Origin of the sequence: Cohnella faecalis (assembly GCF_003570905.1) — a bacterium.
GTDB lineage: Bacteria > Bacillota > Bacilli > Paenibacillales > Paenibacillaceae > Cohnella > Cohnella faecalis.
Genome location: NZ_QXJM01000037.1, coordinates 190542 through 207595, shown reverse-complemented (window position 1 = coordinate 207595; position 17054 = coordinate 190542). Strand labels below are relative to the sequence as shown.

23 protein-coding genes and 1 pseudogene are annotated in these 17054 nt (G+C 49.6%); 1 reads left to right on the top strand and 23 read right to left on the bottom strand.

Annotated elements, in window-relative coordinates:
* Positions 1-22 precede the first annotated feature (22 nt).
* The 4 genes from D3H35_RS12270 to D3H35_RS12255 form a co-directional block, all read right to left on the bottom strand.
* Positions 23-940, bottom strand: a complete 918-nt coding sequence (locus tag D3H35_RS12270; RefSeq protein ID WP_119149639.1) for an L-lactate dehydrogenase — start codon at positions 938-940, stop codon at positions 23-25.
* A 13-nt stretch (positions 941-953) separates the two neighbouring features.
* Positions 954-1736, bottom strand: coding sequence for a formate/nitrite transporter family protein (locus D3H35_RS12265; protein ID WP_119149638.1), 783 nt, complete (start codon positions 1734-1736; stop codon positions 954-956).
* A gap of 500 nt (positions 1737-2236) precedes the next feature.
* On the bottom strand, positions 2237-2353 hold the full coding sequence (locus tag D3H35_RS12260; RefSeq protein WP_119149637.1) for an LPXTG cell wall anchor domain-containing protein: 117 nt from the start codon (positions 2351-2353) through the stop codon (positions 2237-2239).
* A gap of 132 nt (positions 2354-2485) precedes the next feature.
* Positions 2486-2692, bottom strand: coding sequence for a hypothetical protein (locus D3H35_RS12255; protein WP_119149636.1), 207 nt, complete (start codon positions 2690-2692; stop codon positions 2486-2488).
* 166 nt (positions 2693-2858) lie between these two features.
* On the opposite strand from D3H35_RS12255, the gene cdaS reads away from it, so the two are divergent.
* Positions 2859-3470, top strand: coding sequence for a sporulation-specific diadenylate cyclase CdaS (gene cdaS / locus D3H35_RS12250; RefSeq protein ID WP_119149734.1), 612 nt, complete (start codon positions 2859-2861; stop codon positions 3468-3470).
* Here cdaS and D3H35_RS12245 read toward each other — a convergent pair.
* The 19 genes and pseudogenes from D3H35_RS12245 to D3H35_RS12165 all read right to left on the bottom strand — a co-directional run bounded on the left by D3H35_RS12245 (position 3447) and on the right by D3H35_RS12165 (position 16986).
* Positions 3447-4469, bottom strand: a complete 1023-nt coding sequence (locus D3H35_RS12245; RefSeq protein WP_119149635.1) for an LLM class flavin-dependent oxidoreductase — start codon at positions 4467-4469, stop codon at positions 3447-3449. The genes cdaS and D3H35_RS12245 overlap by 24 nt on opposite strands.
* A 24-nt stretch (positions 4470-4493) precedes the next feature.
* Complete coding sequence (locus D3H35_RS12240) at positions 4494-5249, bottom strand: GTP cyclohydrolase II (protein ID WP_119149634.1); 756 nt, start codon at positions 5247-5249, stop codon at positions 4494-4496.
* A gap of 89 nt (positions 5250-5338) precedes the next feature.
* The gene (gene fur / locus D3H35_RS12235; RefSeq protein WP_119149633.1) at positions 5339-5812 is read right to left on the bottom strand and encodes a ferric iron uptake transcriptional regulator; all 474 of its coding nucleotides are present in this window, start codon (positions 5810-5812) and stop codon (positions 5339-5341) included.
* 112 nt (positions 5813-5924) lie between these two features.
* Positions 5925-6722 (bottom strand): alpha/beta hydrolase, encoded by a 798-nt coding sequence (locus D3H35_RS12230; RefSeq protein WP_119149632.1) that lies wholly within the window; start codon positions 6720-6722, stop codon positions 5925-5927.
* Positions 6723-6853: 131 nt separating this feature from the next.
* Positions 6854-7468 carry an NAD(P)H:quinone oxidoreductase gene (wrbA, locus tag D3H35_RS12225; RefSeq protein ID WP_119149631.1) on the bottom strand — a complete coding sequence of 205 codons (615 nt, stop codon included), beginning with the start codon at positions 7466-7468 and terminating at the stop codon, positions 6854-6856.
* A 22-nt stretch (positions 7469-7490) separates the two neighbouring features.
* Positions 7491-7712, bottom strand: coding sequence for a hypothetical protein (locus tag D3H35_RS34820; protein ID WP_411675147.1), 222 nt, complete (start codon positions 7710-7712; stop codon positions 7491-7493).
* Positions 7648-7839: a WG repeat-containing protein gene (locus tag D3H35_RS34815; RefSeq protein WP_147355829.1), complete on the bottom strand. Its 192-nt coding sequence runs from the start codon at positions 7837-7839 to the stop codon at positions 7648-7650. The genes D3H35_RS34820 and D3H35_RS34815 overlap by 65 nt, the downstream gene beginning before the upstream one ends.
* A pseudogene (locus D3H35_RS34810) lies at positions 7839-7919 on the bottom strand (WG repeat-containing protein); the annotation flags it as partial. The pseudogene D3H35_RS34810 and the gene D3H35_RS34815, both read right to left, overlap by 1 nt.
* A 93-nt stretch (positions 7920-8012) precedes the next feature.
* Positions 8013-8600 (bottom strand): histidine phosphatase family protein, encoded by a 588-nt coding sequence (locus tag D3H35_RS12215; protein WP_119149629.1) that lies wholly within the window; start codon positions 8598-8600, stop codon positions 8013-8015.
* Between the two features lie 20 nt (positions 8601-8620).
* Positions 8621-9079 (bottom strand): NUDIX domain-containing protein, encoded by a 459-nt coding sequence (locus tag D3H35_RS12210; RefSeq protein WP_119149628.1) that lies wholly within the window; start codon positions 9077-9079, stop codon positions 8621-8623.
* Between the two features lie 26 nt (positions 9080-9105).
* A complete protein-coding gene (locus tag D3H35_RS12205) occupies positions 9106-9672 on the bottom strand; it encodes a GNAT family N-acetyltransferase (protein ID WP_147355821.1) in 567 nt (188 codons plus the stop codon).
* A 35-nt stretch (positions 9673-9707) separates the two neighbouring features.
* Positions 9708-10391, bottom strand: coding sequence for a class I SAM-dependent methyltransferase (locus tag D3H35_RS12200; protein ID WP_119149626.1), 684 nt, complete (start codon positions 10389-10391; stop codon positions 9708-9710).
* Between the two features lie 33 nt (positions 10392-10424).
* The gene (locus D3H35_RS12195; RefSeq protein ID WP_119149625.1) at positions 10425-10928 is read right to left on the bottom strand and encodes a YcxB family protein; all 504 of its coding nucleotides are present in this window, start codon (positions 10926-10928) and stop codon (positions 10425-10427) included.
* 27 nt (positions 10929-10955) lie between these two features.
* Positions 10956-11483: a YfiT family bacillithiol transferase gene (locus tag D3H35_RS12190; RefSeq protein WP_119149624.1), complete on the bottom strand. Its 528-nt coding sequence runs from the start codon at positions 11481-11483 to the stop codon at positions 10956-10958.
* 13 nt (positions 11484-11496) lie between these two features.
* The gene (locus tag D3H35_RS12185; RefSeq protein ID WP_119149623.1) at positions 11497-11913 is read right to left on the bottom strand and encodes a GNAT family N-acetyltransferase; all 417 of its coding nucleotides are present in this window, start codon (positions 11911-11913) and stop codon (positions 11497-11499) included.
* Positions 11914-11960: 47 nt separating this feature from the next.
* On the bottom strand, positions 11961-12893 hold the full coding sequence (locus D3H35_RS12180) for a 5'-nucleotidase (protein WP_119149733.1): 933 nt from the start codon (positions 12891-12893) through the stop codon (positions 11961-11963).
* Positions 12894-13067: 174 nt separating this feature from the next.
* Entirely contained in the window at positions 13068-14069 is a 1002-nt protein-coding gene (locus D3H35_RS12175; RefSeq protein WP_119149732.1) for a TIGR03943 family putative permease subunit, read from the bottom strand.
* A complete protein-coding gene (locus tag D3H35_RS12170; RefSeq protein ID WP_119149622.1) occupies positions 14069-14983 on the bottom strand; it encodes a permease in 915 nt (304 codons plus the stop codon). Before D3H35_RS12170 ends, D3H35_RS12175 begins: the two co-directional genes overlap by 1 nt.
* A gap of 128 nt (positions 14984-15111) precedes the next feature.
* A complete protein-coding gene (locus D3H35_RS12165) occupies positions 15112-16986 on the bottom strand; it encodes an LTA synthase family protein (RefSeq protein ID WP_119149621.1) in 1875 nt (624 codons plus the stop codon).
* Between the last annotated feature and the right edge of the window lie 68 nt (positions 16987-17054).

The following is a 17054-nucleotide window of genomic DNA, read 5'->3' as shown; positions in this document are numbered from 1 at the left end:
GATCGGCTTTTTGGTTCATTCGTTATTGCAGCTCCAACGATGCGATCAGACCTTTCAGCTTAGCGGACGACTGCCGCAGCTGCTCTAGTTCCTTGTCGGACAGCTCGATGTCCATCGTCCGTCGAACGCCTTGACGGTCGACGATGCAAGGAACTCCCAAGTAGACGTCCGACAGACCTTGCTGCCCTTCCAATAAAGTCGACACGTTCAGCACCGCGCCCTCATCTTTCAAAATCGCCGTGCAGATCCGATCCAGAGCAAGCCCGATGGCGTAGTATGTCGCGCCCTTCGCCTCGATAATCTGGTAAGCGGCATCCCTCGTATTCGTGAAGATCGATGCCTTCTCCTCCTCGTCGAAGTTCAGCTCCGTCCCGGCAACGTTCGCCAAGCTCCACAGCGGCAGCTCGGAATCGCCGTGCTCTCCGACGATTTGGGCATGAACGCTTCTGGCGTCGATGCCGAGCTGCTCCCCGATCAAATAGCGAAATCTTGCGCTGTCGAGCACGGTGCCCGAACCGATGACTCTGGAGGCCGGCCAATTCGATTTTTTCCACGAGAAGTAGCTCATGACGTCGACGGGATTAGTTGCGATAAGAAGAATGCCGTTCGAATTGTACTTCGTCACTTCCCCGATGATGCTGTCGAATATCCCGACGTTCCGCTTAAGCAAATCGATGCGCGACTCGCCCGGTTTTTGCGCCGCTCCCGCCGTCACGACGACGATATCCGCGTCACGGCAGTCCTCGTAAGTGCCCGCCCATACTTTAGTCCGTCCCAGGAACGGAAGTCCGTGGTTCATATCGAGCGCATCGCCTGCGGCTTTCTCTTTGTTGGCATCGATAAGCACCAATTCATCGGCGCGTTCCCTAAGCAGCAGCGTATACGCCGTCGTCGAGCCTACCGCTCCTACGCCTATAACTACGATTCTCGTTTTTTTCATGAAAGTCGTCCTCCTATTCTTTGTCCAGCAAAGGTTTATTAACGAAATAATACATGAAGCCCATGAACACGCTGCCGCCCAAAATATTGCCGAGCGTAACCGGAATCAAGTTGTGCAGGACGCCGTCCACGGAAATCGTGCCTGGATGATTCAGCACAAGCGCAATCGCGAACGTGCACATATTGGCAATGCTGTGCTCGTAGCCGGAGATGAAGAAGCAGAATACGAACAGCATCATCGCGAACATTTTGGAGCCGTCTTGCTTCATCGACATCGGAACGAAGAAGGCGAGGCAGACGAGCCAGTTGCACAAAATCCCCCGGAAAAAGAGCTCCGACGTCGGAGTCTGCATCTTGTGCGCCACTACGCTGAGCAAAAACCCGTTCACCGACGAATCCTCGAACAAGCCCGTCAAGTAGATCAGCAGCGCGAAGCAGCAAGCCCCGAGCATGTTGCCAATGTAAGTGAACAGCCAAAGCCGGAGTACGGTCAGCCATTGCATCTTCTTCCGGAGCGCGGAGAACGTGAAGTAGAACGTATTGCCGGTGAACAAGTCTCCGCCGCCGTAAAAGATAAGAATGATCGCCGCTCCGAACGTAATCGCCGCCGCGGGATACGTCAGCGGGGAATGCTCGGTATAAAAGTAATTCCCCGTCTTGAACGCTACGATGACTCCGAAGCCGATGAACATACTCGCCAGCATCGATCTGGCTATGTACCGGATGAAGCTTTGGCGAAACACCGCCAGCTTCTTCTCGGCCAGCTTCTCTACTTGATGCAGCGCTTCGATTTCCATTTCGCCCTCACCTCGCCACCTGGAGTGCCGCTAAAGCTGCTGTCACCGCAGCTTTCGTCTCCTTCGATGAAGTCAGCTTAACACGACGAGCACCCGATCCATTGTGACAAAAGTCACAGTTCACAAAACGGCAACAGATTCGGCTTCTTTTCGGACGAAGGATACTGAGCGACGGCGATAGCATCATCCGCAGAATATGGACTAACGCGCTGCGGCACGGCCCAATATCTATTACATGCATAACATACCGTTAAATGCTGTCGTTTTCAGGAATGCTGCGAACACATGCATTTCATACAGTTAATGTGATTAACTAATGTGAAATTTCGTCAAAGCGGCTAAAATACATGCACTTTCTGCAGCTATTCGCACCATTTCCGCTCCTTTGCTTGCAATACCTGTATGTAATGCATTTACACTCGCAATCGCTTCCCTAAACCACGGTAACAACCCGCTCAACGACGCCTAATAAAAAATCTTCACCGAATGGTGAAGATCTCTTATTTCCTTCTTCTCTTGTACAAAGAAATCGCCAAGCCGATGACTAAAACAAGCCCTACGGCGAATGTCAGCGTAGCGCTTAGCGAAAACTCGGATTGAACCGCCGAATCGTTCATCTTCGTTGCTCCCCTGCTCTGCAATGCTGCATCAAAAATCTTCCACTTCTAATTTATCATATCGTCCGCTCCGGCGAAACCTGCAATCCGAATATAGATTCGCGACCTCGCCCGAACGTGCCGACCTTACACTCAATCCATCAGCGCTATAAACAGGATCGCGACCAAAATGATCGATACCGCATACAAAGCGATCAGCCGTCCCCATTTCCGTCCCGTATTGGCGGTATACCCTGTATCCTCCTGGTTGTTGCTTCGCGAAAAACCGACCATCAGCGTTGCCGCGACGGCTGCGACCATGACGACTACGACGAGTATAATCAATAGCCCCGTATTCATTTGATATCCACCTTTCACCTTTCCTTGTCCGTACTCCGATTGTAGCGATATTGGCGAGGATGAACACCATCCATTCCGGGCGATTCTGACCCATCCAATTTGGATATCCTAATTCATCATTATGCCAATGGCAGGAATGGAAGGAACCGATATGAACGACGAAACGATGGAACGCGGGGACTGCGATTTTTCCCCATTGCGCCTCGAATTAAAGGAACAGCTGTCGGACATTCACACCCGAATGGGACAAATCATCGCGAGTCTGGACGAAGGGGAAGGCTGTCTGCTGAACGAAATGGAACATATTCTGAGCCGCTTCACCGAATCGGGCGCATTGGCGTCGACTTATTACTTGCGCTGTTTCCTGTCTCCTTATACGAGCAAATACAACGAAATCTCTCGCTCGATCCAACATCTTTGCGCCAAAAAACAAGGCGCCCTGCTCGTTATCCAACGGGAAAAGCCCGTCGAGCCGTGGATGACTCCGGGAATTCCTCTCGCGGCGGACATTACCAGCTCGCTGCTCGATTCGATATTCGTGCCCGCCAGTCCGTTGCACGACGGCGCCGTCTACATTCGCTCCGACAAAATCGTATCCGCGGCGAACGTGCTTCCGCTGACAAGGCAGTCCTACGGGGAGAAGAAGCTCGGAACGAGGCACCGCGCAGCCATCGGCTTGTCGGAGTTGACGGACGCTCTGACCATCGTCGTGTCGGAAGAGACCGGCAAAGCGTCCTTCTGCCTCGACGGCAAGCTATTCCCCTTTTCCATTCCCTAGAAGGCCGAAAGCTTCCGACAGAAGCCGGAAGGAATTCAGCCGCGCCTCGAAATCGTGCACCATGGTGACGATCATCAATTCCTCAAGCCCGTACTGATTCGCATAAGCCGTCAGGCGGGCTTTTACTTGGGCCGGCGTACCGACGAACCGGCGTCTGCGCCCTGCTTTCATTCGTTCTTTATCTAATTCGGTATAAGGGAACTCGGCGGCAGCCTGTGCCGAAGGAAACGACGATCGGAGCCTTCCGGTCTCAAGCAGCAGAAAGAACAGGTCGGCCGATTGTCCGAGCCGATCGGCCTCCTCCTCCGTGTCCGCGCAGATGACGAAAACGGCCGATAGAGCTTTGGGCTTCTCGTTAAGCTGCGACGGCTTAAACCGTTCCTCGTAATACGGCACGGCATCCTCGCTGCCCGGAACTCCGAAAAATTGAGCGTAGGCGAACCCCGTTCCTTGTGCGGCCGCGATGTGGGCGCTGCCTCCGCTCGAACCGAGCAGCCACAGCTCCGGAGCTGTCGGAATGGCCGGCGAAGCTTGGAGACCGGCGAACCGATGCGATTCCGGCAGCGAATCGTGCAAGTAGCCGGCCAGATCGGCTATTTGCTCCCCGTACAAGTCGACGTGACCAATCTTGCCTTCCTGCAATGCGCGCGTGGCGATCGGCATTCCTCCGGGAGCTCTGCCGACCCCAAGGTCGATCCTGCCGGGATAGAGAGCTTCCAGCAGCCGGAAATTTTCCGCAACCTTATAAGCGCTGTAATGAGGAAGCATGACTCCTCCCGAGCCGATCCGGATCGTTTCCGTCCGCGCGGCGAGATGCGCGATCATCACTTCGGGGCTCGACGAGGCGATTGAAAGCATGGAGTGATGCTCGGGTACCCAGAATCGGGTATAACCGAGCCGCTCCGCTTCTTGCGCCAGCCGCACTGTCAGTTCAAGCGATTGTTTGACCGAGAGCCCTTCAGCGACATGCGTATGGTCCAATACACTCAGCTTTATCATAGATGCATTACCTCCGCGCCAACCTCAATCGTTATCGCAGCAGCCTTCTTCCAAATGACCCGAGCGATTGATTTTTGTCTTCAAGTAATTTTGATTGTATTCGGACACGTCGCCCCACAGCTCGACCCGATCCGCCACGTCCAGCCCGGAATAGCGCAGAGCGTCCAGCTTCTTCGGATTGTTAGTAATGAGCTTGACCGGCTTGGACCGCAATGCCTTCAATACATGGATCGCGTCCCCGTAGCTGCGGGAATCGTCAACGAATCCAAGGCTCAAATTCGCATCGACCGTATCGTAGCCGTTCTCTTGCAGCACGTAAGCCATCGCCTTGCTGAACAAGCCGATTCCTCTGCCTTCGTGATTGGCGAGATAGAACAGCGCCCCGCTTCCGTGATCGGCTATCAGCTTAAGCGACTGCTTAAGCTGGAAGCCGCAGTCGCAGCGCTTGCTTCCGAAGATGTCGCCGGTATGGCATATCGAGTGAAAACGAATGAGCGCATCGTCCGCCGCTTCGAAGTCGCCGTAGACGAGAACGCTCGATTGCTGGAACTCCGCCAAGTTAATGGAGGAAAGCTTCTCGATGATCCGTTCGGTGTCGTCCGTTACCTCTTCGCAATTCAACCAGCAGTACCATTGGAAAATGACCGTCTCGTCCTCTAATTTGACAGGCAGCCTGATGGGGCCGACCAAGTAGATTGCGCCTTTGTCAGAGCGAATGAGCTTGATTTTCGGCTTTAGAATATCGATGACCTTAGGGTCGATTGCTTGCTTGACGCTCATATACGCTCTCCTTCACGTTTAGATTCAAATATCCCCTTCGACCCGTAAACGTATGTAGAAGAAAAAAGCCTCCCTCCGGGAAGGCTCTTTCACGACACCGCTTTACGCGTTCGCTTGCATTCCTTGTTGCCGCATTTGTTGAAATATCCGGTAAAATCGAGCCGGTGATCCGTAACCGTGAAGCCGAATTCCCGCTCCAGCCGCTGCTCCAGCTCCAGAAGCCAATCTTCCTTGATTTCCTTAACCGAACCGCATTCGCTGCAAATCAGGTGATGATGCATATGCGTATGGTCTTCTCGCAGATCGAAGCGCGCAACCCCGTCGCCGAAATTCATCTTTTGAACGACATGCAGCTCGCTGAGCAGCTCCAATGTCCGGTAGACGGTCGCAAGTCCGATGTCGGGATAGCGGCCTTTCACGAGCATGAACACTTCTTCGGCGCTTAGATGATCCTTCTCGTTCTCAAGCAGAACCATCAAAGTCGCCTCGCGCTGTTTCGTGAGCTTGAAGCCCTTCTGCGTCAGCTGACGATTGATCTTATCGATTTGTTCTGTGATGGTCATGGACTGTTGGCACCCCCATGCTTGCCGTTATCACATTAGAATAATTACAAAGTAATTCTAACGCAAAACGATAAAATACGCAAAGACCGATATTAGGAACTTTAGCCTGTCATTATGAAGTTCGGATAAAATGCCGCGCTTTCAGCCATGCTTCGCAAAGCTCGGACCATACTCGGACTCCCTCATGATCGGCTGCCAGTCCCAGCCCGTGCCTCCCGCTCTCGAACAGATGAAGCTCGCACGATACGCCGTGACGGATTAACGCCGATGCGAACCTTAGGCTGTTCTCCGCATGAACCGCTCCGTCATCCGCCGTATGCCATAGAAAAGTCGGCGGCGTATCGCTCGTCACTTGATTCTCGTTGGAATAGGCATCGATCAATTCCGGAGAAGGATTGTCGCCGAACAGATTCGTTCGACTGCCTTCATGAGTATAATCCCCCATTGTAATGACGGGATAGCATAAAATTATCAGATCGGGCCGGCTGCTTACCCGTTCTATCGGATCTTCGGCTGCCGGATTCCCGCGGTCGTAATGAGTGCCTGAGGAGGAAGCCAGATGACCGCCTGCGGAAAAACCGAGAATGCCGACTCTGTCCGGATCGAGCTTCCACTCGTCTGCGCGCGCTCTTACCGTTCGGATCGCCCGGGTTGCGTCATCGTGAGGGTCGGGATACTTGAACGGAGCGACGCGGTAATTCAGGACGAAGGCGGATACGCCTAGTTCATTGAGCCATCTGGCAACAGGCTCTCCTTCATGATCGGCCCGGTTTCCGTAACCGCCGCCCGGGTACACAATAACGACGGGATAAGGACCTTTGCCTTCCAGCAAATATGGCGTCAAGCTCGGACACCCTTCATTGATCGCTCCTTTGTCATTACCGGTTAAAAGCCCCAACTCAATGTTCATCTTCTTTCTCCTCTACGCCCGTTTGTCGTGGTTGCTCGTATCTTCCATCATGATGTCACAGGTCAAAATAAATGGCAACCGATAAATTTCCGGTTGCCGTCGACTTATTGACGATTATTTGGTTTATTGGCTCAAGCTCCGCTGCCCTGCTTCACCCACCCGGCGACCGTTACAGTGCGCTTCGCCTGGTGCTTCACGGCCGCCTGAACGTCTTCCGTCATTTTGCCGTCTTGACCAACCGTTACGCTGGTGCCATAGGGATTGCCTCCGGCCGCGAACGTTACTGGGTCCGTGTAGCCGGGCGCAGCGACAATCGCTCCCCAATGGTACATGGTCGTATACAGCGCCAATATCGTCGCTTCATGCCCGCCATGAAGATTGCTCGTGCTGGACATTGCGCTGACAACTTTGTTAGCTAGCTTCCCTTGAAACCACAACCCGCCTGTCGTATCGAGAAATTGCTTCATCTGAGCGGGAATGTTGCCGAACCGGGTCGGTACGCTGAATATGATCGCGTCCGCCCACTCCAGGTCTACGAGCGTAACGGTTGGAACATCCTTCGTTGCATCGACATGCGCCTTCCAAGCGGGGTTGCCTGCGATAGCCGACTCCGGTGCAAGCTCCGGCACCTTAAGCACCTTGACTTCCGCTCCCGTTTCTTTAGCGCCGTCCGACGCCCATTGCGCAAGCTGATAATTCGTCCCCGTCGAGCTATAGTAGATGACGGCTAGTTTAACGTTTGCCACGAAATAGGCCTCCCTCATACGTTCATATTTCCACACTGAGTATGCCCGGAAAGCCGTTCGTTTCATTCCCGAATAGGAAAGAGCCCCCTGCTTCCAAAAAATCGGAAATCGGAGGCTCCTCGCCCATTAACAAACTCTTATTTTTTAACGGATTGACCACGTACCCGAATTTGCCTCCGTTAGACACCGCGGACATGCCCTCCGAAAAGTCGGACATCCCTTCGTAGGCCGGTTTTGTCCATATAACCGAGCTTGGAATCCTCAGTAGCGACGAAAGCCGCCATTCCTTCATAGAAGCTGTCCACTCCGTAATTTTTCGCTTGGATAACCAGCTTGCCCTTTTTGTCGATAAATCCGACTTTCCCCTTGATCGCAACGGGAGCAAGCCCTTCCGAAAAGCGATCCCGCCGTCATATTGAGGCTTCACGACGAGCGTGCCTTTCTTGTCGATATAACCGGCTTTGCCGTTAGGTGCAGGATGACAATTGATTAATGTCGAAAATAGTCATATTTTAGGAAATCTTTACTTTGGCGAATAGCGAAATTATGACCGATCCTGCCCGCTCTCCCACACTCTATCGATTTTCTCCAACCGATCGCCAACGAAAGTCATCCGATAAATATCCGGCTTGGAAGTGCCGTTCCAAAACTCAAAGCCGAAGCTCTTATCGAAATAGTTCATTATTATCGTCATTATATTGCCGTGAGTCCCTATGACGATATTTTTGCCTTCGTAGTCCTGCAGCAGCTTCTGCACAACCGGAATGGCTCTTTGCCCGGCTGCGCGTGTCGATTCTCCGCCTTCCAAAGCGTAATCGATATCGGTGAACGACCTCTTTATAGCTTCGAATAGTTGTTCCCATGGAGCTTTGTAGTTCAATCCCATGATTGGCCTCTCAATGAGTTCGTCATATTCTATGATAGGCAAATTGTTGGCTTCGGCCAAATAACGAACCGTCTGAATCGCTCTTGCGTACGAGCTCGAAGCAACGCAATGGACTTCAACATTTTTCATCGTCTCGGCCACTTTTTTCGCGGCTTCCAGGCCTTCTTCCGATAGTCCCCTCGATCTCTCTTCTCCGAAAATATGCGGCGATTCCGCGTGTCTGACCATATAGATCGTCGTGTTCATTTGTTCGCTCCTTGCTCTAGTCAATTAGAATCGCCTAGGTAACACGGACTATAATTGCCTCGTTTAATTTTTTCTCCCAATGCGTTCGGGTACAGCCTTATCTCGTCCAAGCGACTTAACTCCACCCACTCGACGCCAACTTGATTCTCATCTGGATTTTCCCCGATTGAAGCCGGTGTATCCTTATTCTCCAAGATGCATCGAAAGTAAAACTCAACTTGATGAACCTCTTTGTCCCATTCGGCAAATTCATGATTTTTCCCTATATATTCACGTATAAATAGTAGATCTTCTACTTCTACTTCACACCCGGCCTCTTCCATACATTCCCTCTTGACAGCGTGTTTAAGCTCTTCTCCCTTTTCTTGTCCTCCACCAGGAAAAAGATAAAAATAGCCTTGATCGTCTTTGTTCTTAGTCAATAACAAACTTTCGTTATGAATAATGATGGCTTTGGCAGAATTACGAATGGGCATCATTATGGGGTTGTCTCCCTTGAAATTTATTAGAAATTAAGATATCCTTCCAATCTTCTTCTTACGTCAAGCCATTCATCGTTTGTGATGCTATAAATTACATAATCCATGTTATTGTATTTTTTTCTGAGCACTCCTTCTTTCACAGCGCCTAATCTTTCGATCGCTTTTTGCGATCTTGTATTTTCCGTAGTCGTTATAATTTCAACCCGAACCGTATGTAAAAATTCGAATGCGTATTTCAACATCAAATACTTCGTTTCCGTATTAACTCTAGTCCTCCATACCTTCGGACAATACCAAGTAGAGCCTATATTCAAATTGTTGTTCTCTTCGGAAATTCTAAGGAACCGGGTCGAGCCCACATATTCCTGAAGTTCTTTGTCGTATACGGCAAACGGGAACTGATCTCTACGTTCACGACCTTCGATCGCTTTTTGCACAAAGCTTTTCATTGCCTCGACAGAGTTAATCTTTGTCGGATAATTAGCCCATATTTCGGGATTTTTGGAACAATCATAAAGAGGAAGAACATGCTCCATCTCCAATGGCATGAGCCTAACTCTCTGCCCCTCTAATTCGGTGAACTTATACAAATTATTCCCTGCCTTTACCTATTCGGTTCAACCTGTCAACGCTTCTCCGCCGTCCAGATGTATTTCCATTCCCGCATTCCCAATCGACCGTCGTGCAAAATAAATGGTTCTTTTCTTGCTCTAAATAACTCGATATTATCCGGGTTCGTATAATCGATATTTCCGGGCACTCCCGTCAGAAATTTTGCCAGTTCCCGATCGTTCGGAAAGTAGATCATCGCCTGGTCGAATATTTCGACTTCGATATTGACGAATTCATTGCTAGCAAGCCTTTCCTTGACTACTTCCATAGCGCCGGTATGTATACCGATTATTTTCCCTTTGGGCTTAAGAATTCGCGCATGATTTAGTATGGAAGTCGGCCCTCGGCGATTATAGATAAGATCGAATTCACCATCCTCAAAGGGCAATTTTTCCTTAGTCGTCGCGTGGATAAATCGGATTGCCGGGTTGGGTGTATCGTGCAGGGATGCTTCTGCAAGCTTGATCATCTCGATGGAATTGTCGAGTCCCGTTATTCGCGAACCAAATGACGACATGCGAATCGTAAAGTCTCCATGCCCGCATCCGGCATCCAATGCATGCTTGCTAAACGCCAATAATTCCTTCAACCGTTCTTCAAAAACCTGTTCGCCCGATTGGCCTTCTACGCTGTATATCGCATTGCTCTTATAACCCCCATTGCGCCGAGCAATGGCATCGTACCATTCCATCCCCATTGGCGGATCACCTACGTGAAGCTTTAAGAACTCCTATGAATGGATTGCCTTTTTATTAAAATATGTATGAATTATCGACCTTAATTTTTGTTCGTCTACTAACGATTTTGGAAGGATCATTCCTTGATTTTGAGCAATATAAATAATAAATAGTTTTTTGGACTCGGATACTCTGTAAATTTCGTTCCACTGAATAAGTCCTTTGCTTGTATCGGTTTCCATATTAATTCCTTGCTCAAAAAATTGAAAAACATACTCTTGACGTAACAACTTATTGGATTTGAAAACTCTTTTTGCTTTTATTTTCAAGAACACGACAAAAAATATAGTAAATAAAAGAGTTATTACTATTCCTAACGAAATAAGGATACCTAAACTGCTGGCGTCAGCTCCTGCAAGTAGCGCCCAGCATACAAATAGGACGATATTAAATAAGGGAAAAAACCGAATCGACATTCTGCTATGAAACAAAACAAATTCCGTGTAATCTTCTAAAGTAACTTGATAGTTAGTACTAAGCAGCGGTTCGCTATTCATCTGAATTTTTTCCTTCCGAATTTTTAATTACAGCCATGCCTTTCTCCCAATCAACGACTCAATCTGAGCAAAATGGTGCCGATGGTGCCATACGAATCGTTGGAGAGCAACATCCAAGGTTACGCTGCCCAATACTTGTGTACGCAATTTCCGTTGGAAGTCTTCCGGCTTCAAGGCATGAATAAGGATCATAAAACGAAGATGAAGCGTTTCCATTAATACAATTGAATTCTCGACGGGAACTTGCCCGTAGTCGCTCAATTCGGCCCACAAGTCTTCTCGATAAGACTGTCCCATCGGTTCGTCCTCGGTTAACGCCTTCTTGAACCTCAAATACGCGTTCATGTCGTTATCGGCAAGATGATGAACGATTTGCTTAATCGTCCAGCCGTCCTGACGATACGGGACATCAAGCTGCTCCGGTTTAAGCTTGCTTATTGTTTCCCTTAGCTTCTTCGTAATCTCCGGAATCTGTTCGGTAATAGCGATTCTTTCTTCATTCGTAAGGTTCACAATAGCTTCGAACTGACCGATCGGGAACCGAATAGCATCCACACACTCGCCCCCTTCATATAGTGTTCGTTTTTCTCATAAAATGAGTGAATTCGGAAACTTTATAAAAATCCCATTTATTATAAAATTCAATTTTGTCCGGCGCGCAATACAGCTCTATTCTTTCGATGTCTTTTAATTCCGGGTGATTGACGACTTCATCCATCAGCATTCTCCCTAACCCTTTGCCCTGATAGTCGCTTTGAATAATGACATCGTACACGGTTGCACGATAAACAAAGTCCGTTATTACTCTTAAAAACCCAACTAATTTATCGTTATCTTTGTCAACCAGCCCGATAATCGTGCAATGCTCCATCATTTTTTTGATTCCAGCGGGGTTTCGTTTGTTCGTCCACTCTTCTTGTTCATACAGCTTAAGAAGGTCCAAGAAGAAACGTTCCGTTATCGCATAGATCACTTCAATGTTCATCCCGATTCACGACCTTTTTCCGAGTTTCATATCCGCAATATCCATCGCTAAAATTCGCCCGCATTTCTAACTCCAAAAGGCACGTGAACGGAAGGCGCAATTCTGGCAACTCCTTCAATATGCCCGACCTGATCGTCGAAAAAGATATGCGGCTTGAAAATTTTCAAAACCCTCTCTTTATCAATACCGCCCAAAAAGAAAGCCTCATCGATCCGAATATCCAATTTCCTAAGCGTAGAGATGACTCGTTCATGCGCCGGGGCGTTTCGCGCCGTAGCGATAGCCACTCTTATTTTCGTCCTATAATCGGCTTTCTCCGCTTTTTTGGCCAGTTCCCTTTTTTGAAGCTTGGATATTTCCAGGAAAAATCGCAGCAGCGGCCCCTCCGGCATAGGCTCTCCCGCTTTCAATCGTTCGTGCTGGTGAAAAAGCTCTATAGCTCCTTGCTCATAGACCGATTCGGAAGAATCGTCGGCGATAATTCCATCGAAATCAAAGGCAATTCTCAATTCGTCGTCCGCATCGTCATCGACAAAATCGGTCGGATAAACGCATCCCGCAGGCAATCCCAACGCAACAGCTTGTTTGACATCCTCTTTGTTCCCAGACAAAAACAGCGACGCGTTGAATGCGTCCATATAATTGAACGGATCGTTGCCCGTTACAAAAACAGCCCGGCTAATAGGAAGCTCGTAATGTTCTATCGACTTGAATACGCGAAGACCCGTATCCGGGTCATTGCGCGACAACAAAACAACCTCCACTTGCCGATCGTCAGAGTCCGTTCCGTTCATATTCAGCAATCGCTTAATAAGGGGAAAAGCAACTCCCTTGCCGAGCACGACATTTTCATTCCTTCTCTGATAGGTTCGATATTCGTCTTCTCCCGATTTCTGGAATACGGAATCCGACTCCGAAAGATCAAACAAGGCGCTGGAAGCAACGGCCACAACGAATTTCTCTTGAATTTGATATCCCATCGTTCTCTCCCTTTCACGCACTTCATTTGCATCTTTTTCAATATATTTCAAAATCATAAAACAAAGGTTCCCTTCTGTAAACAGTTGAGCGCATTGTTGGGGCGGCTTCATCTGTTTTGGAGTCGGGAACCTTTAGGCTAGTTCAGATTCGAAATCACACATATCCCCTTTTACTCAACTTACCCGGTATACATAAGGATCCTTCGGTTCGTCGATTTTTTCCCAGGAGGTGACTTTGAGGACGGGAATCGTTTGTTTGAACGGCTGGTAAAATTCCCATGTCAGCTTGCCTTCTACATGCACCCAGTCATCGTCGCTGAAGGCCGGGGCGTTCTTGGGGAAATCGACAAGCATGCCGAAAACACCGGAGTCGGCCACGCAATGGATGAAGCCGAAACGGAAAATAAAGTAATGATTCCCGTCCGCCTGCTCACCCTTGTAGGCAAAGCCGTTGAAGCTAATCGTCTTGCCCATGAAATTGCCGGGGAAGTTGTAGATGACTTCCATCCCCTTCAAAAACTCCTCGTCCGACAGCTTTACCGACTCCCGGTTAACGAATTCGGCCAGCTCTCTATTCTTCACTTTCTGGTAATTTTCGTCGCCGTAATAGACGCTCGTGTCGGGCTTCAGAAATTGGTGCTGGCCGGGATTGTCCGACGAAGCGTCGAAATCCGGGAATGAGAAGCCTTTCGCTTTGACAAAGCTCGAATCGAGCGTCTGAACCGGCAGGAACAGTCCCGTGAGAATCGGCACGATCAGAATGACGTAGCTGATCGCACGCTTCCAGCCGGAAGAGCTGCCATGCGAATGACCGTGATCATGGCCGAAATGGTCATGGTCGTGATTGTGGCTATGCTCATGCTCGTGGTTATGATTATGCTCGTGATCGCAAGCAAGATCATGGCTGTGATCATGACTATTCTCGTGAAGAGGCTCGTGAGTCCCTTCATCCTTGCTTCCTTCCGCCTTCAACGCTTCGGCCGCCTTCTTCTTCTCTTCTTCCTTTTCCTTACGGTACATGGCTTCGAATTGAACCAGACAAAGGATACCAAGGATCACAATGGCGATGATCGATAGATACGAGTATTTCGTATTGATATATTTGTTCAAATTGCCGCTTAGATGGAGCGAAATGAACATGACCGTGAACCCTAGCAGAATGCAAAAGCGAGACATCATCCGACCAACCTCCCTACGATAATCGAACCCAGCAGCGTGAATACGGTAACTAGCGCGATTAGTACGGCGACGAATTTGCCTCGGAACGTTCCTAGCAGCATCAGCGTATTTTTGATATCGATCATCGGGCCGAAGACGAGGAACGCCGATAACGCCCCCATGGAAAACGTGCTGCGGAACGACGAAGCGATGAAAGCGTCGGCTTCCGAGCAGAGCGACATCGTAAACGCAAGTCCGATCATAACGAGCGAAGCTGTCCATGGATTGCTGCCCAGATGCATCAGCGACGAGGTCGGGATGAACGTTTGCATACACGCTGCGATGAACGCGCCGAGCACCAGAAACTTGCCGACGTCAAAAAACTCTTCGATGGCATGAGTCAGAACGCTGTACAATCTTTTGCCTGCCGAAGCCCTCGTCTCGGGAACGACAGCGTGATCCACCGTCGCCGCGACGGGAGCCGGATTGTCGGCTCCGATCCGCATCGGAAGCTGAGGAAATACTAGCGCGATTATTAGAGAGACGCAGAAAGCGACGGCGATCGCCATTCCCGCTCGAACGAAAACGACGGTCCAGTCGTTGCCGAAAGCAATGTAGGTCGAGAACAGAACGATGGGGTTAATGACCGGTCCGGTTAGCATGAAGGCAATACCGGCGTTGAGAGGCACGCCTTTTCCGAGCAGCCTTCGCGTAATCGGTACAATACCGCATTCGCACGACGGAAACAGCACGCCGATCCCGCACCCTAGTACGGTCGACAGGAACCGATTTTTCGGCATAACTTTGGCGATCCATTTTTCCGTGACGAACATTTGGATTAATCCGGACACCAGCACACCGATCAGAACGAAAGGAATAGCCTCCATAACCATGCTCAAGAAGACGGTGTTCAGCTGCAAAAAGATTTTCATAAGTTCCTCCAAGCATTCGATCCGTATTCCATACTCTAGTGAGAATACTGCGATTGACAAGCAAATGCAAACGCAAAAAGAAAAGCCTCCTTCCCCACTAAAGTGGTTTGGGAGGCCTATCTCTCTGTTTATTGTTTCGAAGGATATTTGTCCGGAAGCTGCTTCACGTAGCTGTCCGATAAATGAAGCAGCTCGAGGGCATTCTCGTACTGCTTTTGCGTGGCATCGGCATTCGTGTTTTGCGCTAAGCCCAACGGATAATTCGTTCCGTCCTCGAATCCGATCCCAGGCACGAACACGTCGGAATCCGTCACGAACGACCCCGACGGCAAGAAATGCCGCATCGGAAGAACGCTGGAAGCTTGCCCCTGATTGAGCAAATCAACCCCGAAATGAATTTGATTAGCAATAGATACGCCAGTCAGGTTGGCTACAGTCGGCAAAATGTCGATTTGTCCGCCCGTTTTCTCGATCAACGCCGGAGATGTCACTCCCGGTGCGTGCATGATGAGCGGAATGTTGAACATGTCGGCGTAGCTGTATTCGTGACCGAGCATATCCTTCATCAAGTCCTTCTCTTTGTTGTCCAACGAATAGACAGGCAGTCCTTGATGATCTCCGTACAGAAGCACGATGCTATTGTCCCAGATTCCGCTTTGCTTCAACTCGTCGATGAACTTGCCAAGCGCGTAGTCGGAATAGTTCTGAGCCCGGATGTAGCGGCCGACCAACGTATCCTCCATCCGTTCGGGAAGAGTCATTCGATACTTGTTTTCCGGAATGTTATACGGATGGTGAGAGCTCATCGAAATGATCTGGGCATAAAAAGGCTTGCCGGCGGCTCTCATCTTTTTCAGCTCTTCCGCCGTTTTTGCATAAAGCACTTCATCCGAAGCTCCGAAAGCGACATGATCCTCGTCTCCGAAGAAGCTCTTGTCGTAGTATCGGTCGAACCCGACCGCATCGTACAGCTCCTTGCGGTTCCAGAATTCCACTTCGTTCGTGTGGAACGTCGCCGACGTATATCCTTGAGCTCCCAGAAGCTTCGGAAGGCTCGGAAGCTGCTTTTCCACATTGTTCTGAGTGGCCGGTTCATGCTTGGGTACGTATAACGATGTGTTGACTACAAACTCGGCATCCGACGTCGTACCTTGACCAACCATCGTGTAGAAGTTGTCGAAATGAACATTTTCCTTCGCCAGCTTATTCAAGTTTGGCGTCACTTCCTGGCCGTCTACGGTCAGACCGATCAGGAAATTCTGGAACGATTCCATCTGGATGATGATAACGTTCTTGCCTTTGTCTATCCCGAAGTACGCCGTACCCGGCTTCTCCGTATTCCCTTTCAGATTGTCGATGACGGGCTGCGTAATATCTTCCATATCCACCAGCTCAGCGTCCTCCGTGCTGTCCGAGAATATGGTGAAAATTTCGTAATTAAGAATGCCCATCTCTTCCGCTTGCTTGTTCTCGTTCATGCTCGCGCGGTTCGGCCAGATGCTGAAATAACAAAGAGCAATCGACATGAGGAACAGCGCGGACAGCACGGTTTTGCGAATCGGCTTGAGGTTCATTTGAATTTTTTTAGACTTGCTGCGCCGCAGCCATAGCGGGATGGCGATCAGCACGACGATGTCGATGAACACGAGCAAATAATAAGGATCCATAAGCGAATAAGTACTGTTGCCGACCTTCGTAACTTTGTCAGCCTGGCTAAGCGCATGGTAGGTGACGATGATGCCGTAATATTTGAAATACATAAGGACGGTAAAATAAAGCAGCGTAAAAAGCAAGTTGGCAATCGTATAATAAAGCAGCTTTCGCTTGACAGCGAACCACTCGATCAAGCAGAACACGAGCCAGAAGAACGGTATTTCCGTCAGCATCGTCGTCCAGGACGGTCCATCCTCGAAAACGACGAACCACGCCAAGCAACACTTGAGCAACAATAGCAGCGTAAAAAGCATGAACCGCCTGTTTCCCAATTTAATAAGCAACGCCATTATGTTCATCCCTTTCCCCACGCGTGAAAGCTTCTCTCTACTCTACTATAATCTCCCAAATTCGTTTC